This window comes from Lysinibacillus sp. NPDC097868, from assembly GCF_044761135.1.
GTDB lineage: Bacteria > Bacillota > Bacilli > Bacillales_A > Planococcaceae > Lysinibacillus.
In genome coordinates this window covers 2,835,997-2,859,872 of the sequence record NZ_JBIWBS010000001.1, presented here as the reverse complement: position 1 = coordinate 2,859,872, position 23,876 = coordinate 2,835,997, and the positions used below count along the sequence as shown (strand labels likewise).

Below are 23,876 nucleotides of genomic sequence, written 5' to 3'. Positions count from 1 at the left end.
AGTGAATGCAATAGAAATTTACAATATATACATAAAGATTTAGCTGTATTTTGTGGACATTAGTGTAAAAGATGCTATATGTGGTAGTGTAAAGGGAAGATAGGTAAATGATAGTTAGAAAGACGATTGTATTTTTCTAAGTAAAGAGTAGAATAATCTTATTATAAAATGGAGGAGGTACATAGTATGGATTGGTTACATGCTGCAAAGGAAAGACAAGATGAATTAATAAAAGAGTTGCAAGAGCTTGTGCAAATTAATAGTGTATTAGATGAAAAAACAATAACAGCAAATGTGCCGTTTGGTGATGGACCGTTAAAGGCGCTGGAATGGTTGCTAGCAAAAGGTGAAGCTGAAGGGCTACAAACAAAAAATGTTGATAATTATGCTGGACATATTGAAATGGGCCAAGGTGAAGAATTGCTCGGTATTTTATGTCATGTTGATGTTGTGCCGGAAGGTGATGAAACGAATTGGACTTATCCACCTTTTAGTGGCACGATTGCCGATGGGAAATTATTTGCCCGAGGTGCAATAGACGATAAAGGCCCAACAATTGCTGCATGGATGGCGATGAAGCTTGTGAAAGATGCAGGCATTCAATTAAACAAACGTGTACGAATGATTATTGGTACGGATGAAGAAACAGGCTTCCGCTGTGTCGACCATTATTTTAAAAATGAGGAAATGCCAACATTCGGTTTTGCACCAGATGCAGACTTCCCACTCATTAATGCCGAAAAGGGCATCGCTGAGCTTGTGTTCTCTCTAAATAAATCTGTGGATGCTACGAAAGAACAGCTACTACTATTTAATGCTGGTAAGCGTCCAAATATGGTACCAGATTTCGCAAAAGCGACAATTCAATTAGTATCTGAACAATTCGAACAGAATTTTCAAACATTTTTAAGTAAAAATCAGCTAGAAGGCTCTTTATTAATAGAGGGTTCTCACTATATAATAACTATCAAAGGAAAAGCAGCACACGCAATGGAGCCTGAGAAAGGTGTCAATGCAGCTGTTTACCTTGCAGCATTTTTACAGCAAGAGTTGACGACAGAAGGAAGTAAGCAATTTGTCGATTTTATCGCAGATATATTCCATCAGGACCATTATGGCAACGCCCTAGCATTACAATTTGAGGATGATATGTCTGGTAAAACGACATTAAATCCGGGTATTGTAACATATGATGTGGCGCAAGGTGGCAGTATGGTAATTAGTATGCGCTACTCTGTAACGTACCCATTTGATGAAAAAATTACAGAGGCTCAACGCTTAGCTGCTGATAAAGGATTTTCACTCGATATTCAAGATGATTCAAAACCGCATTATGTAAGCGAGGATGACCCATTAATCCAAGCATTATCTGGTGTTTACCGCCGTCAAACAGGTGATAACGAAACACCGCTCCTTTCTACAGGTGGTGGTACGTATGCACGCGTTATGAAAAAAGGTGTGGCATTCGGTATGTTATTCCCTGGTGAGCCAGATGTGGCACATCGTGCGGATGAATTCGTTGTCATTGAAAATTTAGTAAAAGCTGCGGCTATTTACGCAGAAGCAATTGTTGAACTTGCAGGGAAGTAAATGTAAATCAGCAAGAGAGTGACGTCTTGCACGCTTAGATAGATAAGCGTCACGTGCAACGCTCTTCACTGAATAAGTACTTTGATTTCCTATTTCTAGTCTTACTTTATTGTGTAATGGGAAACACCGTACCTGTAAATGCGAAAAACAACTCAAAAATGAAAAGGATGTATGAACATGGCATACTCATTATGGAATGATCAAATCGTTGAAGAAGGATCTATTACAGTTTCACCAGAAGACCGTGGTTACCAATTTGGTGACGGTATTTATGAAGTAATTAAAGTTTATAACGGAAATATGTTCACAGCACAAGAACACATTGATCGTTTCTATGCTAGTGCCGAAAAAATTCGTCTTGTCATTCCTTATACAAAAGACGTTTTACACAAATTACTGCATGATTTAATCGAAAAAAATAACTTAGAAACAGGTCATGTTTATTTTCAAATTACACGTGGTACAACATCTCGTAACCACATTTTCCCGGATGCAAGTGTACCAGCTGTCCTAACAGGTAATGTTAAAGCTGGCGAGCGTTCAATTGAAAATTTTGAAAAAGGTGTAAAGGCAACATTGGTAGAAGATGTTCGCTGGTTACGTTGTGATATCAAGTCTTTAAATTTACTTGGAGCTGTGCTTGCAAAGCAAGAGGCTTCTGAAAAAGGCTGCTATGAAGCAATTTTACACCGTGGTGATACTGTAACAGAATGTTCATCTGCTAATGTTTACGGTATTAAAGCCGGTAAACTTTATACGCACCCAGCAAATAACTACATCCTAAATGGTATTACACGCCAAGTTATTTTAAAATGTGCAGCAGAAATTAATTTACCTGTTATTGAAGAGCCTATGACGAAAGGCGATTTATTAGCAATGGATGAAATTATCGTGTCATCAGTTTCATCTGAAGTAACACCCGTTATCGATGTAGATGGTCGTCAAATTGGTGCAGGTGTTCCTGGAGAATGGACGCGTAAATTACAAAAAGCATTTGAGGCGAAATTACCACTTTCAATCAACGCCAAATAACAGCAAGTAATTAAAAAGAGCTACCTAAAACTTGGTTAATAGCCGAGGTGCTAGGCTAGCTCTTTTTTATAGAACAAAATATGCATGTATTCTCCTGTAACGTCATGTAAAATAAAAAGGATAGAGCCTTTAATTGGTATTAGTAAAAGCCGACAATGAGGTAAAGTTGATATGGGGCAGTAAGATTGGAGTGACCTAAACATGGCACAATTAGTGAAAATACAAGATTATATTTCACGTTATCAAATTGATTTAGCAAGATATCCAACACAGTTTGTGCGCTTAAAAAAAAGTCAATGGGAGCGTATTAAACGTCAATGGGAATCAGGTGAAGATATTACCGAATGGCAACATACTGAGAATGAAAAAGACAATGATTCATTTGAAGAAAAGGAGCGCTTCTCATTATTTAAAAAGATTTTTGCAGGGCGCCAAAAAGAAGATATACAAGAAGATATTGAGCAAGTAGAAATTACGAACGAATTTGCCAATGAGGAAGATGTAATTCCTGAAGAAGAAACAACATTATCATTTGAACCTAATATTGTTTACGCACCTCAGTCCATCCATGAATTGAAGCGGATGTTTATTGACCAATTTTTTCATTTTCAAATGAAATGGGCAAGCTCCACTTTGCGAGAAAAATCGTATGTAGACCCTCGATTTATGCGTGATTCTTTATTACGTACATTGTTGCAAAACTTACCAGATAACTATTTAGTTTTTTACTATCCGATTTTACAGGTGAGAAAAGCACCAATCGAGCTAGATGTTGTGTTAATGTCACCAACAGAGTGTATTTGTATTACTGTGCTTGAATCAGAGAATCAGGCGGTGTACGTAGGTGGCAGTGAACGCTTCTGGGTGAAAAAAGTGGGAACCAAGGATTCTAAAATACTGAACCCGATGATTAGCTTAAGCAGAATGGAATCTGTCTTAACACAATTATTTAAACAAGATCAAATAGATATGCCGATTCGCAAGGTCATTTTAACACGTAATGGTTATTTTGATTACCCTGGTTCATCTTTTAGTGTTCAATTAGTCGATCGCCGTAATTATAATGAATGGATGCAGTCATTGAAAAATGTTTCATCACCTATGAAACATATGCAAATTCGAGCAGCACAAACAATTTTAAATAACGTGCAAACAACGTCGTTTAATCGTGATATTTGGCAACAGACATCTTCAAAAGCTGAGGAATAACAAATGCGTGTATTATTTATTGTTAATGAGTTTGCAGGAAATGGAAAAGGTAAAATTGTTTGGAATAGACTACAACAGCATTTAACCATTGACTATCAAGTCGCGCTCACACAATATGAAGGGCACGGTCAAGAAATTGCTAAGCAATGGGCGCAAAATGACCAAACAAAAAAGTTAATTATAATAGTTGGCGGAGATGGCACTGTTCATGAAGTTGTTAGTGGCATTGTACATAATAATTTAGTCGTTATTGCTGTTGTTAGTGCAGGCTCTGGTAATGATTTTGCACGTTATTTTCAAACATTTAAAAATGCGAAACAGATTGAAACATATGTGAAAACTGAGATGCCTTCCACTACGATGGATATCGGAAAGCTGCAGCTAGGAGCTATTAAACATGAAGTGTTCGTCAATAATGCTGGCATTGGCTTTGATGCCTATGTCACAAGACAAATAAATAAGTCGCGTCTTAAATACTATTTCAATAAAATAGGGCTAGGAAAGCTATCATATGCTGCTGCAGTTGTTAGAGGGCTATTTCGCTTTACTTGTTTCGATGTTACAGTCCTTACACAAAATGAAACGCTTCACTTTCAAAATGTCTGGTTTGTTGCTACAAGCAATCAACCGTATTTTGGTGGCGGTATGAAAATTTCACCTATGTCTAAAGCAGATGATGGCAAAGTTGAATTAACTATTGTTCACAATATTTCAAGAGTAAAGCTGCTATTAGTATTCGCCACGGTTTTTTTTGAAAAGCATACAAAGTTTCGAGAAATATCTTTTTTACAAAGCGAGCTATTTGAGATTGTTGTGCATGCAAATAGCGTTGATTGTCATACTGATGGAAATTATATTGGTGCGATTGGGCAGGATGCGGTCGTGCGATGTACAGTGCAACAACAAGCATGGAAATGTATAACATTGGAAAAATCGAAAAACGTCATTTCGCAATAATTTCATGCGAATGTGACGTTTTTACGTTATACTAATAAAAAATCAATAATTTCACTATTAAGAAATGAGGAAGAAAATTGAGATTAAGAAATAAGCCTTGGGCAGAGGAAATGATTACAAATCATCCAGAGGTGATTATTCCAAATCCTGAAGACTTTAAAGGAAATTGGCAAGCTGTCTTTGGTAACGATCACCCATTACACATTGAAGTAGGTACTGGGAAGGGTCAATTTGTGACTGGGATGGCTCTGCAAAATCCACATATTAATTATATTGGTATTGAGCTATATGATAGCGTGATTGTTTGCGCTTTAGAAAATATATTAGAAGCTAAATCTCCAGCGAATTTACGCTTATTAAAAGTAAATGGCGCAGATTTAAATAAATTTTTTGAAAAAAATGATGTAGATCGTGTGTATTTGAATTTCTCAGATCCTTGGCCGAAAATACGCCATGCAAAGCGTCGTTTAACGCACGAGGGTTTTTTGAAATTATATGAGTCGATTCTAGTGGATAATGGGGAAGTTCATTTTAAAACGGATAACCGTGGTCTGTTTGAGTATTCGTTAATTAGTATGTCTGAATATGGTATGTTATTAAAGTATGTATCACTCGACCTACATGCAAATATGCCAGAAGATAATGTTATGACAGAATATGAGCAGAAATTTTCTGCTAAAGGGCAGCCAATTTATCGTTTAGAATCGCAATTTATTAAAAAATAGTAAATAGTAGGGGGAGTATGGATGGATCAGTTACAGTTTCACAATATGTCATTATCATGGCTAAACGGGGGTGTCACTTGCCTTGATGGCGGTGCAATGTTTGGCGTAGTACCAAAACCACTTTGGTCACGCAAATATCCAGTAAACGAAAACAATCAAATCGAATTACCTACAGAGCCTATCTTAATTCAATATGATGGGAAAAACTATATTATTGATACGGGTGTTGGTTTTAACAAATTAAATGAGAAGCAATTGCGAAACTATGGCGTAACAGAGGAATCGACTCTAGCTGATAGTTTGCAAGAGCTTGGCTTAACAACAGCTGATATCGATGCAATATTAATGACGCATTTACATTTCGATCATGCTGGTGGTCTTACGCAATGGGAAGATGAAGTATTAGTCCCTACATTCCCTAATGCAAAAATATATGTAACAAAAATTGAATGGGATGAAATGCGTGAGCCGAATATTCGCTCTAAGAATACGTATTGGAAAGAAAATTGGGAGCCTGTTCAGCATTTAGTCGAAACGTATGAAGGTACGTTAGAGGTGGCTTCTGGCATTGAAATGATTCACACAGGTGGACATAGTGATGGACATGCTATTATTAAGTTAACACAAAATGGTGAAGTTATGTTGCATATGGCAGATATTATGCCAACACATGCGCACCAAAATCCATTATGGGTTTTAGCATATGATGATTATCCGATGACGAGTGTATTTGCCAAAGAACGTCTTATGAAAGAAGCTTTAGCAAACGGCTACAGTTTTATTTTCTACCATGATGCGTATTACCGTATGATTAAATGGGATGAGACTGGCAAGGAAATTGTTGATAAGTTAGAACGTAGCAGACAAGCTGTTATTACATTTTAAACAATAAGACACGTTGACTTAATGCGTAAGCACTTCTAAAGCCTAAAGGCAAGCCCCCAAATGTGTGGGGCTGTCTATAGGCTTTATTCATTTAAAAAAGTATGAAACCGTTGATTTTCGTTCCAGATACTCCCTTTCCATATTCATGGCTCCAACTAATTTTTGTGGCGGTGCGCCTCAAAAATGGATTTTCTACTGTGCTGATCCCGCAGAAAGCGTCCGCACTAAAGATTTCTTTGAGTTTATCTAAAGTCTGTGTTTTTTGTTGGTATTTCAAAATATTTTTTTGCATTATTCAGCTATTTGAAAACGACTACTTTCTTACTGGTGATATAATATGCTGTTTACCATTTTCAACATGTAATATTCTGAATATTACATATTGACTGATTAATCTAATATTAATATACTGAGATAACATCAAAGAGCGTTAGATTGACAGAAGGGAAATGAAATACAATGAAAAATTTTATCAATAATGTACTGACTGGTATGAGCATGGGGATAGTTGTTTGTTTAATTCCGAATGCATTAGTAGGTGAGATATTAAAATTAATAATCCCCTATGTGCCCCAGTTAGAAATCATTTTGAATACATCCGTATTAGCTATGAGTCTACTACCAGTTATTATTGGTGTCATGACAGGAATTTGCTTTAAATTAACACCTGTCCAAACATGTAGCGTTGGACTAGCTGCTTTTGTCGGTAGCGGTGTATATACAATTGATTCTGATGCAGGCATTACAATTGCCGGTATTGGTGTTGTTATTAATATTGGGATTACGACAGCTTTAGCTGTGTTATTTGTGCAATTTTTAGGTAATAAGCTTAAAGACTTTACACTTTTATTAATGCCTGCACTTGCTATGTTTGTACCTGGGTTGATTGGGAATACCCTTTTACCCTATGTGCGTACAGGCTCAGGATATGTTGGTCTTATTATTGAGCATTTAACAACGTTACAGCCAGTGGTGATGGGCTCACTAATTGCTATGATTTTCTCAATATTAATTATTTCACCAATTTCTACAATAGGTGTAGCGACAGTAATTATGTTATCAGGCATCGGTGCGGGTGCAGCGAATCTCGGTGTTTGTGCATCTGGTGTAGGTATGTGTATTGCAAGTTATAAGGCTAATAATATTGGTACTGCCATTGCCCATGTTGCATCTGCAAAAATTCAAATGCGTAATTTTTTCATGAAGCCAAAAATAGCATTCCCGATGATTATTACTGCGGGAATATTAGGCGCATTAGCAGGGCTCTTTGAAATTGTAGGTACACCATACAGCGCTGGTTTCGGTTTAGGAGGCTTTGTTGGCCCGTTGAAGTATTTAAGTTTAGTTGGTTGGACTCCTTATACGCTAACAATAGCTATTACGTTATTTATCGCTCTACCGATTCTATTAAATGTTGTCTTACTACGAATCTTTTCGTTGAAACTGAAATGGATTACATCTGAAGACTATAAGGTGCATTATGAATAATTGAAAAGTCTCCGTTTGGGGGCTTTTTTTTCGTGAACATTTTGGAAAATATGATACACTAAAAGCTATACTAAAACACAAAAGAGAGTTGAAATAAATTATGGCAACGGAGCAACCATTTTTACCAGTATTATTAGGATCAGATATGAATGCATACGGCATGGCACGAGCATTTTATGAGGCATATGGCATTAAGCCACTTGTATTAGGACGTTCACATTTAACAGCAACACAAGATAGCCATATTTTGGATTTTAAAGAAATTGATCGTTTAAATGAACAGGACGTTTTTGCACCAGCACTTGCTCAAATCGCAAAACAATATGCTGATAAAAAATTACTGCTACTTGCTTGTGGCGATGATTATGCAAAGCTCATCATTAAAAACAAACCTGCACTACAGGAGCATTTTACAGTACCATATATTGATGAAACATTAATGGATGAAATTTTATTAAAAGAGAATTTCTATAAAATGTGTGAGAAGTACAACTTTAAATATCCGGGTACAACAACCGTGACTGCGAAAAACTATGAAAACTTCACGCCACCTTTTAACTACCCAATAATTATAAAAGCTTCGAATTCAGTAGAATATTGGGCATGTAAATTCCCAGGGAAGAAAAAGGTGTTTGTTGCACATGATGAAGCGGAAAAAAGTGCAATTTTAAAAGCTATTTATAGCTCCACTTATCAAGATACAATGATTATTCAAGAATTCATCCCTGGTGATGATTCTTATATGCGCGTGTTAAATGCATATGTAGGAAAAGACGGAAAAGTGAAGCTAATGTGCCTAGGTAACCCGATTTTAGAGGAGCATTCGCCAGAAGGTATTGGAAGCTATGCAGCAATCGTAACGACATACGATAAAGAGCTCATGGACCAAGTACGCCACTTTTTAGAGGATATCGGCTATACAGGCTTTGCTAATTTCGATATGAAATACGACATACGCGATAAACAATATAAGTTATTCGAAATTAATTTACGTAACGGCCGCTCAAGCTATTATGTAACAGCAAGCGGACATAATTTAATGAAATATGTAGCGGATGACCATATGTTAAATATCGAGCAACAGTTAACTTATGTAGAGGACCAGCATTTATGGATGATTATTCCGAAAGGCGTGTTATTCAAATACGCATCAAACGAAAAGCTTAAGCTTGAAGCGCAAAAATTGATTCGTGAAGGGAAGTATACAAATTCTCTTTACTTTAATAAGGACATGAATGCAAAGCGCTGGGTAAAACTTACACTAAATAATTTAAATTATTATCGAAAATATAAAAAGTATTTTAATAATAAAGGTCTAGAAGAATAAGATTGATTAAAAGGAGGTATAACACATATACCTCCTTTTAAATTGTAGAAAATGCTTGAAGAATGACTACTGGGATTGATTTCCGATACGTGCAGGTAAGGAGTGAATTCCGCGAAGTAAGGAGTGAATTCCGCGAAGCAAGGAGTGAATTCCGCGGAGCGAGGAGTGAATTCCGCGGAGCAAGGAGTGAATTCCGCGAAGCAAGGAGAGGATTCCGCGAAGCAAGGAGAGGATTCCGCGAAGCAAGAAACTAATTCCGCGAAGCAACAATTAAATCCTTGCCAGTAGCGAGCCCCTCACTAAATTTATGTCGTTATAAAAAATAGCATGTGGAGACATCATAATGTCCACATGCTATTCTAACTTGTTTTGTTTAGACTTCAGTCAATTCTACGACAACGCCAGAGCGTGCATCTGCAGCGAACTCGAATGTTTGCATTTCACCCTCGTGCATGCGTGAAATACCGCCACGATAAACAGGGATAGTCATAAATCCATTTGTGAAATTGTCAGTTTTCATGAAAATCCAAGAACCGTCTATTGGCGAATCCTTTTTAAATTCCTTTTTTATGTTTTCAAGTACTTGTCCTGCGGGTACATACGGAGAAACTTTTTCACTAGCTTCTTTAATAATGACTGCCGCGGCGAGGCCTGTTGCAACACCAATTAAAAAATCACGTAATTTCATGGGTAATTTCCTCCTTTTCCTATAGCTCTATTTTAGCATAGCACAAAGAAGGAAAGCACGTTCATTGTAAAGGACTTTCATGAAATGTATCAATATTTCGACTTCTGAAATAATTATGATACAATAAGCAAGGAAGAAAATTCTACTTCGTGGGGAGAGAGTCATCATGAATGAGGAAACATTACAATTATTTAAAACATTAACTGAATTACCTGGCGCTCCGGGCAATGAGCATGCGGTGCGTGCATTTATGCGAACTGAGCTAAAGAAGTACTCAGATGAGGTAATTCAAGATCATTTAGGTGGCATTTTTGGTGTAAAGCATAGTGCAGTAGCAGATGCCCCTAAAATTCTAGTAGCAGGCCACATGGACGAAGTGGCTTTCATGGTTACATCAATTACTGATAATGGATTAATTCGTTTTCAAACACTAGGTGGCTGGTGGAACCAAGTTATGCTAGCACAACGTGTAGAAGTGTACACGAAAAATGGTGCAATTCCAGGTGTTATCTCGTCTATTCCACCGCATTTACTAACAGATGCTGAACGTGCAAAGCCAATGGAAATTAAAAATATGCTAATTGATGTTGGTGCAGACAATAAAGAGGATGCTATTGCACTTGGCGTTCGTCCAGGACAGTCAATCATTCCAGTATGTTCATTCACACCGATGGCAAATCCGAAAAAAATTATGGCTAAAGCATGGGATAACCGTTATGGCTGTGGACTAGCGATTGAATTAATGAAAGAAGTAAAAGATGAAAAATTAGCTTCTCATTTATATTCAGGCGCAAATGTAATGGAAGAGGTTGGACTTCGTGGCGCTCAAGTATCAGCTAATATGATAAAGCCTGATCTATTTTTCGCTTTAGATGCATCACCAGCCAATGATATGTCTGGAGATAAAAATCAATTTGGTCAACTAGGTAAAGGGACATTATTACGAATTCTAGACCGTACAATGGTAACACATCGTGGTATGCGTGAGTTCGTGTTAGATACAGCAGAATCTAATCATATTCCTTATCAGTATTTTGTATCACAAGGTGGCACAGATGCTGGCCGTGTACATACATCTAATGACGGTATACCAAGTGCTGTAATTGGTGTTTGCTCACGTTATATCCATACATCAGCATCTATCATTCATATTGATGATTATGCTGCAGCAAAAGCACTAATCGTCGAATTAGTGAAAAAAGCTGATCGTTCGACATTAGAAACAATTCGCGCTAATGTATAAGTAAAAGAAAAAGGTGCCTATTAGGGCATCTTTTTCTATGCAAAGAAAGAGGGATTATAATGGAAATAGCTATTGGGACAACGAATAAAGCGAAAATCCAGTCAGTTCAAGCAATTGTTAATCAATATTTTGAAAAAGTAACTTTTACATATTTTAAAGCACCTTCACTAGTTTCCGATCAACCAATAACTACGGAAGAAACAAGACTTGGTGCGATTAATCGCGCAAAGAATACATCGATTGCTACGGGCGCTATGCTTTCTTTTGGACTAGAAGGTGGCGTTACGGAAATAGATGGTGATATGTACATCTGTAACTGGGGAGCTCTTACATTAGCCGATGGTACTACGTTTACAGCTGCGGGTGCACAAATTATATTGCCAGAAGAAATTGCCCAGGAAATAAGAGCAGGCAAGGAGCTGGGTCCTATAATGGAACGATACACTCAGCGATTAGATATTCGTCAAGGAGCAGGGGCGGTAGGTATTTTTACGCAAGGAATTGTGACTCGTCAGACGATGTTTGAGCATATTGTCGCGCTGCTTATTGGACAATATTTGTTCACATTAGCGCAAAAATAGTGTCTTAGAACTAGTGAGAATGGAGCAGTGGTGTTGCAACTTATCTAGAATTTTTTTAAAATAGAAAAAAGTTAGCAATGAAAGGAAGATAGAAATGTCTCGTGTATGGCTACAAGCACTAGGATTAATGCTTTTACTATTGGGCCTTTCTGGCTGTAATCAATCGGTTGATGAACAAATTGCTAGTGGACTTCAATTAACGGAAACGGTATTTGCAGAAGAGCCAGCAGCATATACCGACAAAATTGGTCATGTACAATTGTTTTTACCGTCAAAATTTAAAATTGATGATAGTTCAGATGCTTATAATATTTTAATATCAAAAGGAATGGATTCCTATATTCTTTTCATCAATGATCGTGAAAAAGCAAATAGTAAACTCTATTATAATTTGCTAAAAGAAGATAGCTCAAAAAAAGTCATTAATGAAACTACCTATGAAAAAGATGGTATTTTCGGTTTTGCTGCTGTTTCTAAAACGGATAACAAAGATGAATTTGAGTTAATTGTAAGCTGTGGTGGCGTAAAGATGACAACCATTTCACAAGTGAAAAATATTGAAAATAATCTTCATGAGATGACGAAAATCGTTCATTCGGTTAAGATTAAATAATTGCATAGTTTTGACCAAAGCGGTTCACAAAATTATGTGAGCCGTTTCATTATGAAGAAAGGACGTGAGCTAATTGAAACAAATAAAATCAGAGCAACTTGTGTCCCTATTAAAAAAGCAGTTAAGTGAGCAAAAATTTGATTTTCAATTTGACAAAAAGCAAGATAAACTACGCTTGAATCATAAAAAAATAGGCAAAGGGATGGAGCTCTCTTTACCAGGTATTTTAGCAAAATATAATGAAAAGCACGAGGCAGCTGTTGAAGAAGTTGTCTACACGATTGAGCAAACTTTTAAGGCGATGGAGCAGGAGCAAGAGAGAGGCTTCAAAGAATCAGGGCAAATTTATCCGGTTATTCGTGCAACATCGTATCCGAAGGCTTCAAAAGAAGGACATGCATTTATCACTACAGATCATACTGCAGAAACACGTATTTTCTATGCGCTTGATTTGGGAAAAACGTATCGCTTTATTGATGAATCGATGTTAGAAGCACTAAAATTAACAGTGGAACAAATTCGAGAGATGGCACGATTTTCTGTCAAGCAGCTACCAACCGTTTATAAAAAAGATGAAGTAGCAGGAAATGTCTTTTATTTTGTTAATGCAAATGACGGCTACGATGCCAGTCGTATTTTAAACGACAACTTTTTAAAAGAAATGCGAGCAAAAATTGAAGGGGATATGACTGTATCTGTACCTCATCAAGATGTGTTAATACTAGGTGATATTCGTAATGAAACAGGGTATGATGTATTAGCACAGATGACGATGCATTTCTTTGCTGTAGGGACAGTACCGATTACGTCATTATCATTTATTTATGAAGATGGGGAGCTTGAACCAATCTTTATACTAGCAAAAAACAGAGTAAAAAAGGAGCAAGAGAAACAATGAATGTATTTTACAACAAAGAGCATGTAGGAGACGTATTATTAGTACAATTGGCAACAGAGGCGATTGTAAAAACAGAAGTAGTACGTGCTGGCGATATCGCAATTTTAAAAGAAGCACAAACAGGGGAAGTAAAAGCATTTAACTTATTCAATGCGAGCAAGTATGTTCAAGTAGAGGCGCAAGGTAATGTTGAGCTTACACCAGAGTTTGTAGCACAACTTGAAGCCGCTATTGAAAGCAATGGCGCTGCGATTAGCCTTGATGTAGATTTTACACCAAAATTCGTTGTAGGCTACGTAGAAACAAAAGAAAAGCATCCAAATGCTGATAAATTAAATATTTGTACTGTAAATGTAGGTGAACAAACACTCCAAATTGTATGTGGTGCACCGAATGTTGATGCTGGTCAAAAAGTAGTTGTTGCTAAAATTGGCGCTGTAATGCCTTCTGGAATGCTTATTAAAGAAGGGAATTTACGAGGAGTTGATTCATTTGGCATGTTATGCTCAGCGCGTGAATTAGCCATTCCTAATGCGCCATCTGAAAAAGGTATTTTAGTTTTACCTGAGGATGCTGTAGTTGGTAGCGCGTTTGAAACACCAACTCGATAATTATATAAATTGTAAAAGAATCGTTAGACTACCAATAGCTGGTGGTATAACGATTTTTTGTCTAGATCGGGCCTATAAATACAAGTTTCTATATCATTTTTATGGTATGCTTTTTTATGTGGACATTGAACTTAGTTTTAATAGTCAATTATTGAAAACTAAAACAATGCTATAAATGAAGTGTAAGAGAAATGAGTGAAACAACGTGAATTGGTTTAAAAAGAAAATTGAAAAAATTTTAAATAGAGATGAATATGAATATGATGAATATTATGAGGAGTATGAGGAACAACCAGATCACCAACAGCCGTTAAATGAAACATCGGTTACGAGACAAAAAACTTTTCGGTTCCCTTTAATTGATGATGAAGAAGATATGCCTCAAGCATCACAATCAAGAGACGTGTTTGATCAAATGGATGACTCATATGGACATATTGAGGATTTAACATTACCAAAACATTTAAATCATAAAATGGCAGATTCTCGTGTTTACGATATAGAGGTATCTGGTATTCGTGAATTATTAGAAAATCGTTCGAAGCGAACTGGCAGAACGACGACTACACGAAGTCAACCTAAGCAGCAAGAATATCCAACTAAAGCAAGTATGGTTTTTCGCGATGCTCAAGTTGAAGCTAAACCTGTTCAAAAAGAGCCAATTGTGAAACAGGAAAGTAAAGTGGAAGACATTTTACCACAGAATCGAAAACGTTTTGTGCCCACGGATGTCCCTTCACCAGTTTATGGCTTTGCAAAACCAAGCCCAATCGAGCAGTTATTAAATAAACGGAAGGAAGAACAGGAAGCCGAAATGCCTTCTGTGGCTAAGTTTGCAAAAGAAGCGACAACAAATAAGCCTATTGAAAATATACTAGAAGAAAAAGAGCCTATCAAATCCTCCATTGATGTCCGTGAATTGCTTGAGATACCACGCTCTATCGAAGTGCCATCGAAGCAACCACGTGCAACTGAGGAAGTTGAAGCAACTGAGCAAAGCCAATCAACGGATGAAGTAAATACGGAAGAAACATCAAAGCAACTGATTACATTTGAAGAAGTTGAAGCAACTGAGCAAAGCCAATCAACGGATGAAGTGAATACGGAAGAAACATCAAAGCAACCAATTACATTTGAGGAAGTTGTAGCTGAGGCGCAAAATCAAATACCGGATGATGATAATTTGGAGCTATCTGTACCACAAACGACATCATTTGCAGTGAATTTTGAAGATCAAATTAAGGAAGCGGTACAGCAAGAACTTGCTGTCGAGCAACTTTCTGCTGATCAGTCAGAAATTCATGTGAAAGAAGTAGTTGTGGAACAATTACAAATTGAGAATTCTACGATTCATATTGGGGAAGTGACAGTAGTCCAGCCAACTAATGAAGAGATCAATCAAGAAATAGTAGATGAACCATCTATAAAGCAAGAAAAGAGTCGCATTCCATTTAATGTTTTAATGTTAAAAACAGATAAAGAGAAATGGCGAATTTCACAGCAACTAAAAGCGATATCAAAAACAACTACAGAAGAAAAGCAAACTGAGAGTGCGTTTACTCGCGATAATTATGAAGCTGTAGCGTTGTCAGAAGACAAACCAACACCTTCACCTATTGTTGAAGTAGAGCAATCAAATCAAGAGCCATCACCGGGAGAGGCAGAGACAGAAAATATTTCTGTCATTACGATGTCACCTGTAGCAACAATGACACATTTGCCAACTAAAGAAAATATAGCGGTTGAAGTTGAGGCGCTGGAAGAGATTGCAGCAACAACATTTGTAGATAATGTTTTACCACAAGTAGAAACTACAGGTATTGAAGCTGAGTCAATGGAAGAAGAATCAGCACCAATGTTGTTTGTAGAAAATGTTTTGTCACAAGAAGAAACTTCAGTGATTGAAGATGGACCGAGTGAAATTAAGCCAGCAATAATGATTGAAGAAAATGCTTTACCACAAGCAGAAAATCCAATAATAGAAGCTGAGCTAATCGAAGAAAATACAGCACAAGCGTTTGTGCACAATGACTTACCACTTGCCGAGCAAACAGAAGAAACCATTGCAATTCAACGCATTGAAGAACCTGAAAAAGTCGAGGGAAATCTTACTGATGTATTAGTAATTTCTGATGTTGAAGCTATAGAAAATGAAGTTATACCTCCAAAGCCTATTCATGTTTATCAAAAACCAACGGATGAATTTTTAGAGCCGCCTGAGGAAAAAACACAAGATACAGAGTGGATGGAGCAACAAGGGGACACACTAGTTGAAGCACTATCTTATTTCCAAGTGTCAGCACAAATTGAATCGATTATGCAAGGTCCAGCGGTAACTCAATTTGAAATTACAGTAAGTCATGGTACAAAAGTAAGTAAAATTCGTAACTTAGCAGATGATTTGAAACTTGCTTTAGCTGCAAAGGACATTCGAATTCAAGCGCCGATTCCAGGAAAAAGCTCTATCGGAATAGAAATTCCTAACCGAGTATCTCGTGCTGTTCGTTTATCGGAAGTGACAAATAGCGCTTCTTTCCTCGATTCCGATTCACCACTAGAAGCGGCATTAGGTCTAGACTTAACAGGGAAGCCTGTCACGATTGATTTACGTAAAATGCCACATGGCTTAATTGCCGGGGCGACCGGTTCAGGTAAGTCTGTTTGTATCAATTCTATTTTGGTTAGTTTATTATATAAAGCTGCACCACATGAATTAAAACTAATGCTGATTGATCCAAAAATGGTAGAGCTTGCTCCATTCAATCATATTCCTCATTTAGTCAGTCCGGTCATTACGGATGTAAAGGCTGCAACAGCAGCGTTAAAATGGGCAGTAGAGGAAATGGAGCGACGTTATCAGTTATTTGCTCATGCAGGTGCACGTGATATTACACGTTATAATGCTTTAGCAGATAAAAATAATGAGCATAGTTTAAAATTACCGTATATTTTAATTGTCATTGATGAGTTAGCAGATTTAATGATGATGTCGCCTGCTGATGTCGAGGAAGCGATTTGTCGTATTGCTCAAAAGGCACGTGCTTGTGGTATACATTTAATTGTTGCAACACAAAGACCTTCTGTAGATGTTATAACAGGTCTTATTAAATCCAATATCCCAACACGAATTGCCTTTGCGGTATCTTCACAAATTGATTCGCGTACAATATTAGATGGGCAGGGAGCGGAGCGATTATTGGGACGAGGAGATATGCTTTATTTAGGTAATGGCATGTCTGCACCAGTACGTTTGCAAGGTACGTTTGTTACAGATGACGAAATCGAATCGATTATCGATCATGTTCGTGAGCAAGGCGAACCGGATTATATATTCGACCAAGAGGAACTTTTAAAGAAAATAGAAGTTTCGGCAGAGCAAGATGATTTGTTTGAGGATGTTTGCCGTTTTGTATATGAGCAAGGTGGAGCCTCTACATCTCTTATTCAACGTAAGTATCATATTGGGTATAATCGTGCTGCACGATTAATTGATATGTTGGAATCGCATGGTTTTGTGTCGGAGGCAAGAGGCAGTAAACCACGTGAAAGCTATATTACCGAGCAAGATTTAATTGCTATGTTTGAATAAGAATTGCAGTGTTTTCGTAAAGATTATCTGACTTTCGTCAAAATTAGTTTTTTTAGAAAAGTTGCACATTTATCCTTGTGCATAAATAGTGCTATAATAGACAAGATGTTTTAACATAGTACGTATTTTTCTGTACGTGTAAAGGTATTAATACCTAGTGCAAAATACGATACACCTAATAGATGATAGATGGGATTTTGTATTTCCCGGGGGGTTTAATTAATGACAGTTTTTCATTTCACAGGCATTAAAGGTTCTGGCATGAGTTCGCTTGCACAAATCTTATTTGATGCTGGTGAACAAGTACAGGGCTCAGATATTGATAAATATTTCTTTACGGAACAGCCGTTGCGTGAACGAAATATTCCAATTTTCACATTTAATGCGGATAATATTAAAGAAGGTATGACAGTAATTGCAGGGAATGCCTTTCCTGATGACCATCCTGAATTAGTCCGAGCACGAGAAATCGGTGTTGAAATTATTCGTTATCACAAATTTCTTGGTGAGTATATTGGCAATTACACATCGATCGCCATTACAGGCGCACATGGTAAAACTTCTACAACCGGCTTAATGGCACATGTTGTAGGCGGCTATAAACCAACTTCTTATTTAATCGGTGATGGTACAGGTGCAGGCCACGAAAATGCTAACTTCTTTGTGATGGAAGCGTGTGAATATCGTCGACACTTTTTAGCATATAATCCTGATTATGCAGTGATGACAAATATTGATTTCGACCATCCAGATTACTTTGCGAATATTGAAGATGTGTATGCAGCCTTCCAATCACTTGCATTACAAGTGAAAAAGGCGATTATCGCATGTGGCGATGATGAACATCTACAACGTATTCAAGCGAAAGTACCTGTTGTTTATTACGGGTTTGGAGCTGAAAATGACTTTGAGGCACGTAATGTTGAAAAAACAACTGAAGGCACAACTTTTGATGTTTTTGTGCGCAATGAATTTTATAGTACTTTCTTTATCCCATTATTTGGCGACCATGCAGTGTTGAATACATTAGCTGTTATTACACTTTGCCAATATGAGGGTATTTCATCTGACATTATTCAAGAACGTTTAAACACATATAAAGGTGTAAAAAGACGTTTCACAGAATCGAATATTGGGGATCATGTTTTAATCGATGATTATGCACACCATCCAACAGAAATTCGTGCAACGATTCAATCGGCTAGACAAAAATATCCTGAACGTGAATTAGTAGCGATATTCCAGCCTCATACATTCACGCGTACCCAAGCGTTTTTACAGGACTTTGCAGACAGCCTTAGTCTGGCTGATACAGCATACTTATGTGATATATTTGGTTCTGCAAGGGAAACACAAGGTGCACTTTCAATTCAGGATTTAGCTTCTCTTATTGACGGGAGTGCTGTAATTACGACAGAAGGTATTGATGTGTTAACAAAGCATAAAGACGCAGTATTTTTATTTATGGGTGCTGGCGATGTTCACAAGTTCCAAGATGCCTTTGAAGATGTACTTAAAAGCAACGAAACAGCTTAGTCCGCAAGGAATAAGCTGTTTTTTCTCAAATATGAGAAGGATTTAAGTTTTATTTGTCGAAGATAAGGTAAGTAATAGTATACAGAGAGAAATTATTACTAGCAGGAGGTCTATTTATGGAAGTCATTTTGTATATTGCAGCAATAATAGCAGCGATCGGTTTTTTATTTTTATGTGTGAGCGTCGGTATGACGTTATTTTCACTCAAGTCAATTCTTAACAGTTTATCTGGCACATTAGCAGGCATTGAGAAACAAATGGAAGGGATTACACGTGAAACGACTTCTTTGTTAATTAAAACAAATAGCTTAGCCGAGGATATTCAACAAAAATCTGAACAGTTAAATACTGTAGTTCATGCGGTGAAAGGAATGGGTGACTCTGTAAATGGTTTAAATGCTTCAGTACAGCAAATTACGTCATCTATTTCAAAAAGTGTTGAACAGAACGAAGAAAAAATTGCGCAAGTTGTTCAGTGGAGTAATGTCGCAATGGGCATTGCAGATAAATGGAAGAAGCGTAAAGTGATCGAGCAGGCACCAGAAATAATGCCTGAGGACGTATATAGTTTTGAGGAAGTTCAGGCGGACAAGCCGAAAAGAAAATGGGGTCGCAAAAAATAATTATTATTTAGCAGGTGCTTTCTTTATGCCAGCTGAATATAAATAAAGCCTTAGGCAATTTTTATTGTATGACACGTACAAGTGGAAATACATACGTCTAGGCGCATTAGATTATAAAATGGGAGGGATTGTCCATGACTACACAAAAGCCAAACTTTAACGAAGTGAAAGAACAACAACTAGAAAGTACATTGCCACAGCTTTATAATTCGCAGGATTCGATCTATGAAGAGGAGCGTGTAAATATGAAAGATTTCGTCATTGGCGCTTTAGTTGGGGGTATAGTGGGTGCAGCTGCAGGTTTACTATTAGCTCCGAAATCAGGGAAAGATTTACGTAGTGATGTGGCAGTGCAAGCTGTTAATTTAAAAGATAAAAGTGCTGATTTATCATCAACAGCTAAGGATAAAACAGTGCAATTATCAAAACAAATTCAAGAGCAATCTTCACAATTGGTAGAAAAAGTTAAGACGCTTAAGACTGCAAAAGCACCAACTGTTTTTGATGATGGTACTGTCTCTTTCGAAGGGGAAGAGCCACTTGAGGACTTTGTTGATGATGCTAAATCAGAACAAGAAGAAGTTCCAGAAAAAGCGGAACAAACTGAACAAACTGATGAAGATAAAGCACAAGAGGTTCGTGCTTAAGTAAAAAAGCTGGGACTTAAAGAAAAAGTGTTAGATTGATTGCAATCAATCTAACACTTTTTTTATGCCGTAGTTTGTCCGCTACGGCGGTTGCATTCTGCGGGCACATTGTAAGCCACAACCTTCGGAATACCCACGTCTTACACTGTGTGCGTTCTGAGCAGGAGTCACCGCCTTCGCTACCAACAACTAGCGATATACCTTTTTATAATGATAAAGGTGCATCTTCAAGGACTATTTCAAGTTGGTCGCCACCGAAGATTTCTGTATCAAATGTTGCGGGTTGCCCATTACGCAGAATTGTAAAATTACCTTTAAATGTCGTAGGTAGTTGCCAATTTGAGAAGCGGAAAACATCCTGGTAAATCCAAGGACTTCGATCTTTTTCATGAATGGCAATTGTCGCACCGTTGGGAACGGTTGAGAGTGGTGAAACAACTGCCTGGTTAACAACCATTTCATTCGTCGTTTTTTTCAGCTCTAATAGCTCCTGTTGGAAATGAATGATGATTTTATCCTCAAGTAAAACATTCATATGATCAGCTATTCGCTGTACAGTTGGTAACGATGGTTGCGAAAAAGTAATGATATCGTTATGTTGAACAGCAAATGCCAGTTTACTTGGTTTACCGTTAATGAGTAGTTGTGCTGAACACGTTGGTAAATATAATGGCTTTCCATCGACATAAACAACAAAAGATTCGAATTGTGTTAACAAATTATTATTGTTAGTGGATTTAAATATATCCTCTACCGTTTCAGCTATTTCAAACACGATGATATCACGATCGTTTAACACCGCATCCATTGATACTGGGGAACCGTTGACAGTAATTTTTGGTTCGATCACATACTTTGTTTCTTGAATTGTTACTGTTTTAGTTACCGCTTGATCAACAATATCTCTTACTGTAGCAGTGGCCGGATGACCATCTTGACCTTCTATTAACTGAATGGCATCGCCTGTTTTAATAATTGTTTTTGTAGAGGCTGGTTGACCGTTTACTAAAATTTTTGCTGGTTGACCGTGGCCACCAGGTATGAAAATATCTTGTCCGTTAACACTAATAGATAATCCATGGCCTGGCTTGCCATATAATTGTTTAGCCCGAATATTGGCAGCTAAAAATGCATCTCCAACCGTCATTTCTTTTAATTCAAAAAGACGTACAATTTGTTCATTTACTGTTAAGCTCATATATTGTATCGGCATTTTCTTTGCAGCAATTGCTATGCCAATTGGTGTTACTAACTCAGGAGATGCTTTAATATGCTCTTCCTTTGTTAAATTTTGAATGGCATCGACACCGCGTACGGCAATTCGATTTGCTGGTAAATCCAGTACTAAGCCAATCTCCGTTGTAAGGTTAGGTGTTAAACTACCTCCACCTACGAGCATCACAGCTTTGGGAGCAGTTCGATTATTAAGGCGCAATATTTCTTCTCCAATTGCCTTAGCAAGTTGTTTAACAGCAGGCTCAATTGCTGTAAGCACTTCTGCTTTTGGATAGTATTGGTCAAAGCCTAAAATATCTTGAATTAAAATTTCCTCAGCACAGTGCAGTTGACGCTTTGCTTCTTCAGCCACTGGGAAATCAAGTAAATAATGGTCGCTGAGTGCCTCTGTTATTTCATCACCTGCTGTTGGCACCATACCGTATGCAACTACTGTACTTTTATCGGTAATGGCAATATCTGACGTACCAGCTCCAATATCGACAAGTGCAACATTTAGACGGCGCATTGTAGGTGGTATTAGAACATTTATTGCAGCAATAGGCTCTAGTGTTAGTGCACCCATTTCTAAATTTGCACGTTTTAAGGCGGCAATAAGGGATTCAACTACAACACGTGGAAGGAAAGTTGCAATGACTTCAATTTGTGCTTCGTCTCCTTGCTGATCAAGAAGGCTACCAATTTCTTCACCATCTAAACGATAATAAAGAACAGAATAGCCAACGCAGTAATAGTGACTGGTTTTGGCATCCTCTTTATGCTGTAGGAGCTGTTGCTGAGCCTGTTGAACTGCCTGTAATTCTAAACGGCTAATATCTTCTTCAGTGAATATGGGGCGGTTACGAATATTAATGGACACGCTTGCCTGCTCTGTTTTTAAAGAACGACCTGCAGCAGCGACACTTACTTTTGATAAGGGCCCATGCTTGTCTTCGAGCTCTTGTTTAATTTCATTAATCAATTCAGCCACATACATGACATTATGTATTTGACCATCTACCATGGCCCGTTCTTTGTGTTCTTTTACTAAAATATCTTGTACATGAAAATGATCATTATCTTCCTCTAAAATAATGCCAACAACAGAACGTGTACCGATATCAAGTGCAAATAATTTTGAACTCAATGTAATCGCTTCCTTCCTTGAAATAACTCAAAATAATTTAGCGAGTTGAAGCGCTAAATTAAAAATGCGTGACATTCTGAACAACATTGATTATAATGATGCTAATATCTAAAAATGTAACATACATTTCAGAGTTCTGAAAGTGTCTGTCATGGGGAGAGGAGCAAGAAGCATGAGCCAAAAAGATTTAGAAAGCTTACGTAGTCAGATTGACGGGTTAAACTTAGAAATTCTTCGTCTAATTAACGAACGTGCAGCTGTAGTAGATGAAATCGGTAAAATTAAAGAAAAACAAGGTGTTAATCGCTATGATCCATTGCGTGAACGACACATGCTTGATCTAATTAAAGAACACAATCACGGTCCGTTAAACCAAATGACGGTTGATTATATTTTTAAACAAATCTTTAAAACAGCTTTAAAACAACTTGAAGCTGATAAAAAGAAAGAATTACTAGTTTCACGTAAGAAGAAATCAGAAGATACTGTCATCAATATTAATGGTGAACTAATCGGCCAAGGAAAACCATCCTTCGTGTTTGGTCCATGTGCTGTTGAATCATATGAACAAGTAGCAGCAGTTGCTGCATCTATTAAAGCTAAAGGTGAAAAGTTAATCCGTGGTGGTGCTTACAAACCTCGTACTTCTCCTTATGACTTCCAAGGTCTTGGTTTAGAAGGGCTTAAAATTTTAAAACGTGTATCTGAAGAATATGGGTTAGGTGTTATTACGGAAATTGTAACACCGGGTCATTTAGAAGAAGCGCTTGATTATATTGATGTTATCCAGATCGGTGCTCGTAATATGCAAAACTTCGAGTTATTAAAAGCAGCGGGTGCAACGAACAAACCAGTATTATTAAAACGTGGTTTAGCAGCAACGATTGACGAGTTCATTCATGCAGCAGAATACATTATGTCTAAAGGGAATGAAAACATCATCCTTTGTGAGCGTGGTATTCGTACTTACGAAAAAGCAACGCGTAACACATTAGACATTTCGGCAGTACCAATTTTAAAACAAGAAACACATTTACCAGTATTCGTCGATGTAACACATTCAACAGGTCGACGCGACTTACTATTACCATGTGCGAAGGCAGCAATTGCAATTGGCGCAGATGGTGTTATGGCTGAGGTGCATCCAGATCCATCTGTAGCACTTTCAGATTCACAACAACAAATGGATATTCCAACATTTGATGCATTCTATGAAACGCTACAAAAATTCATGAAGAATCACGAAATTCACGCATAATTTTTTCACACCGC

20 protein-coding genes are annotated in these 23,876 nt (G+C 37.4%); 18 read left to right on the top strand and 2 right to left on the bottom strand.

Features of this window, described 5'->3' with window-relative positions; all coding sequences use genetic code 11:
- The first annotated feature begins 186 nt into the window (after positions 1-186).
- From pepV to ACIQXJ_RS14310, 8 genes are all read left to right on the top strand, one after another.
- Positions 187-1,590: a dipeptidase PepV gene (gene pepV / locus ACIQXJ_RS14345; protein WP_403054670.1), complete on the top strand. Its 1,404-nt coding sequence runs from the start codon at positions 187-189 to the stop codon at positions 1,588-1,590.
- 177 nt (positions 1,591-1,767) lie between these two features.
- Positions 1,768-2,622: a D-amino-acid transaminase gene (gene dat / locus ACIQXJ_RS14340; RefSeq protein ID WP_401020778.1), complete on the top strand. Its 855-nt coding sequence runs from the start codon at positions 1,768-1,770 to the stop codon at positions 2,620-2,622.
- A 201-nt stretch (positions 2,623-2,823) separates the two neighbouring features.
- A complete protein-coding gene (locus ACIQXJ_RS14335; protein ID WP_403054668.1) occupies positions 2,824-3,831 on the top strand; it encodes a nuclease-related domain-containing protein in 1,008 nt (335 codons plus the stop codon).
- Positions 3,832-3,834: 3 nt separating this feature from the next.
- On the top strand, positions 3,835-4,788 hold the full coding sequence (locus ACIQXJ_RS14330; RefSeq protein WP_403054666.1) for a diacylglycerol/lipid kinase family protein: 954 nt from the start codon (positions 3,835-3,837) through the stop codon (positions 4,786-4,788).
- A gap of 77 nt (positions 4,789-4,865) precedes the next feature.
- The gene (trmB, locus tag ACIQXJ_RS14325) at positions 4,866-5,513 is read left to right on the top strand and encodes a tRNA (guanosine(46)-N7)-methyltransferase TrmB (protein WP_403054664.1); all 648 of its coding nucleotides are present in this window, start codon (positions 4,866-4,868) and stop codon (positions 5,511-5,513) included.
- Between the two features lie 21 nt (positions 5,514-5,534).
- Positions 5,535-6,398 (top strand): YtnP family quorum-quenching lactonase, encoded by an 864-nt coding sequence (locus ACIQXJ_RS14320; RefSeq protein WP_401009093.1) that lies wholly within the window; start codon positions 5,535-5,537, stop codon positions 6,396-6,398.
- A gap of 459 nt (positions 6,399-6,857) precedes the next feature.
- Positions 6,858-7,886: a PTS sugar transporter subunit IIC gene (locus ACIQXJ_RS14315; RefSeq protein ID WP_403054662.1), complete on the top strand. Its 1,029-nt coding sequence runs from the start codon at positions 6,858-6,860 to the stop codon at positions 7,884-7,886.
- A 100-nt stretch (positions 7,887-7,986) separates the two neighbouring features.
- Positions 7,987-9,213, top strand: a complete 1,227-nt coding sequence (locus ACIQXJ_RS14310) for a carboxylate--amine ligase (protein ID WP_403054660.1) — start codon at positions 7,987-7,989, stop codon at positions 9,211-9,213.
- A gap of 373 nt (positions 9,214-9,586) precedes the next feature.
- On the opposite strand, the gene ACIQXJ_RS14305 is transcribed toward ACIQXJ_RS14310, so the two are convergent.
- A complete protein-coding gene (locus tag ACIQXJ_RS14305; protein WP_173477578.1) occupies positions 9,587-9,901 on the bottom strand; it encodes a hypothetical protein in 315 nt (104 codons plus the stop codon).
- A 166-nt stretch (positions 9,902-10,067) separates the two neighbouring features.
- On the opposite strand from ACIQXJ_RS14305, the gene ACIQXJ_RS14300 reads away from it, so the two are divergent.
- The 9 genes from ACIQXJ_RS14300 to ACIQXJ_RS14260 all read left to right on the top strand — a co-directional run bounded on the left by ACIQXJ_RS14300 (position 10,068) and on the right by ACIQXJ_RS14260 (position 20,242).
- A complete protein-coding gene (locus ACIQXJ_RS14300; RefSeq protein WP_403054658.1) occupies positions 10,068-11,144 on the top strand; it encodes a M42 family metallopeptidase in 1,077 nt (358 codons plus the stop codon).
- 59 nt (positions 11,145-11,203) lie between these two features.
- The gene (locus ACIQXJ_RS14295) at positions 11,204-11,725 is read left to right on the top strand and encodes a DUF84 family protein (RefSeq protein ID WP_403054656.1); all 522 of its coding nucleotides are present in this window, start codon (positions 11,204-11,206) and stop codon (positions 11,723-11,725) included.
- Positions 11,726-11,819: 94 nt separating this feature from the next.
- Positions 11,820-12,338, top strand: a complete 519-nt coding sequence (locus ACIQXJ_RS14290) for a hypothetical protein (protein WP_403054654.1) — start codon at positions 11,820-11,822, stop codon at positions 12,336-12,338.
- A 73-nt stretch (positions 12,339-12,411) separates the two neighbouring features.
- Positions 12,412-13,236: a DUF1444 domain-containing protein gene (locus tag ACIQXJ_RS14285; RefSeq protein WP_403054652.1), complete on the top strand. Its 825-nt coding sequence runs from the start codon at positions 12,412-12,414 to the stop codon at positions 13,234-13,236.
- A complete protein-coding gene (gene ytpR, locus ACIQXJ_RS14280; protein ID WP_403054650.1) occupies positions 13,233-13,847 on the top strand; it encodes a YtpR family tRNA-binding protein in 615 nt (204 codons plus the stop codon). Before ACIQXJ_RS14285 ends, ytpR begins: the two co-directional genes overlap by 4 nt.
- A 205-nt stretch (positions 13,848-14,052) precedes the next feature.
- Positions 14,053-17,436, top strand: a complete 3,384-nt coding sequence (locus ACIQXJ_RS14275) for a DNA translocase FtsK (RefSeq protein WP_403054648.1) — start codon at positions 14,053-14,055, stop codon at positions 17,434-17,436.
- A gap of 222 nt (positions 17,437-17,658) precedes the next feature.
- Positions 17,659-18,972 (top strand): UDP-N-acetylmuramate--L-alanine ligase, encoded by a 1,314-nt coding sequence (murC, locus tag ACIQXJ_RS14270; RefSeq protein WP_403054646.1) that lies wholly within the window; start codon positions 17,659-17,661, stop codon positions 18,970-18,972.
- Positions 18,973-19,088: 116 nt separating this feature from the next.
- The gene (locus ACIQXJ_RS14265) at positions 19,089-19,595 is read left to right on the top strand and encodes a DUF948 domain-containing protein (protein ID WP_401009083.1); all 507 of its coding nucleotides are present in this window, start codon (positions 19,089-19,091) and stop codon (positions 19,593-19,595) included.
- 134 nt (positions 19,596-19,729) lie between these two features.
- Entirely contained in the window at positions 19,730-20,242 is a 513-nt protein-coding gene (locus ACIQXJ_RS14260; RefSeq protein WP_403054644.1) for a YtxH domain-containing protein, read from the top strand.
- Positions 20,243-20,447: 205 nt separating this feature from the next.
- On the opposite strand, the gene ACIQXJ_RS14255 is transcribed toward ACIQXJ_RS14260, so the two are convergent.
- Positions 20,448-22,604: a cell division protein FtsA gene (locus ACIQXJ_RS14255; RefSeq protein ID WP_403054642.1), complete on the bottom strand. Its 2,157-nt coding sequence runs from the start codon at positions 22,602-22,604 to the stop codon at positions 20,448-20,450.
- Between the two features lie 172 nt (positions 22,605-22,776).
- Between ACIQXJ_RS14255 and ACIQXJ_RS14250 the strand changes: the two genes are divergently transcribed.
- Complete coding sequence (locus ACIQXJ_RS14250) at positions 22,777-23,862, top strand: bifunctional 3-deoxy-7-phosphoheptulonate synthase/chorismate mutase (protein WP_401009080.1); 1,086 nt, start codon at positions 22,777-22,779, stop codon at positions 23,860-23,862.
- Positions 23,863-23,876 lie beyond the last annotated feature (14 nt).

What these genes read in the sequence shown, in the direction of transcription:
- pepV (WP_403054670.1), top strand. Translation starts at nt 187, where the DNA reads ATGGATTGGTTACATGCTGCAAAGGAAAGACAAGATGAATTAATAAAA.
- ACIQXJ_RS14260 (WP_403054644.1), top strand. Translation starts at nt 19,730, where the DNA reads ATGACTACACAAAAGCCAAACTTTAACGAAGTGAAAGAACAACAACTA.
- ACIQXJ_RS14320 (WP_401009093.1), top strand. Translation starts at nt 5,535, where the DNA reads ATGGATCAGTTACAGTTTCACAATATGTCATTATCATGGCTAAACGGG.
- ACIQXJ_RS14250 (WP_401009080.1), top strand. Translation starts at nt 22,777, where the DNA reads ATGAGCCAAAAAGATTTAGAAAGCTTACGTAGTCAGATTGACGGGTTA.
- ACIQXJ_RS14300 (WP_403054658.1), top strand. Translation starts at nt 10,068, where the DNA reads ATGAATGAGGAAACATTACAATTATTTAAAACATTAACTGAATTACCT.
- ACIQXJ_RS14295 (WP_403054656.1), top strand. Translation starts at nt 11,204, where the DNA reads ATGGAAATAGCTATTGGGACAACGAATAAAGCGAAAATCCAGTCAGTT.
- ACIQXJ_RS14310 (WP_403054660.1), top strand. Translation starts at nt 7,987, where the DNA reads ATGGCAACGGAGCAACCATTTTTACCAGTATTATTAGGATCAGATATG.
- dat (WP_401020778.1), top strand. Translation starts at nt 1,768, where the DNA reads ATGGCATACTCATTATGGAATGATCAAATCGTTGAAGAAGGATCTATT.
- ACIQXJ_RS14315 (WP_403054662.1), top strand. Translation starts at nt 6,858, where the DNA reads ATGAAAAATTTTATCAATAATGTACTGACTGGTATGAGCATGGGGATA.
- ACIQXJ_RS14330 (WP_403054666.1), top strand. Translation starts at nt 3,835, where the DNA reads ATGCGTGTATTATTTATTGTTAATGAGTTTGCAGGAAATGGAAAAGGT.
- murC (WP_403054646.1), top strand. Translation starts at nt 17,659, where the DNA reads ATGACAGTTTTTCATTTCACAGGCATTAAAGGTTCTGGCATGAGTTCG.
- ACIQXJ_RS14265 (WP_401009083.1), top strand. Translation starts at nt 19,089, where the DNA reads ATGGAAGTCATTTTGTATATTGCAGCAATAATAGCAGCGATCGGTTTT.
- ACIQXJ_RS14290 (WP_403054654.1), top strand. Translation starts at nt 11,820, where the DNA reads ATGTCTCGTGTATGGCTACAAGCACTAGGATTAATGCTTTTACTATTG.
- ytpR (WP_403054650.1), top strand. Translation starts at nt 13,233, where the DNA reads ATGAATGTATTTTACAACAAAGAGCATGTAGGAGACGTATTATTAGTA.
- ACIQXJ_RS14335 (WP_403054668.1), top strand. Translation starts at nt 2,824, where the DNA reads ATGGCACAATTAGTGAAAATACAAGATTATATTTCACGTTATCAAATT.
- ACIQXJ_RS14305 (WP_173477578.1), bottom strand. Translation starts at nt 9,901, where the DNA reads ATGAAATTACGTGATTTTTTAATTGGTGTTGCAACAGGCCTCGCCGCG.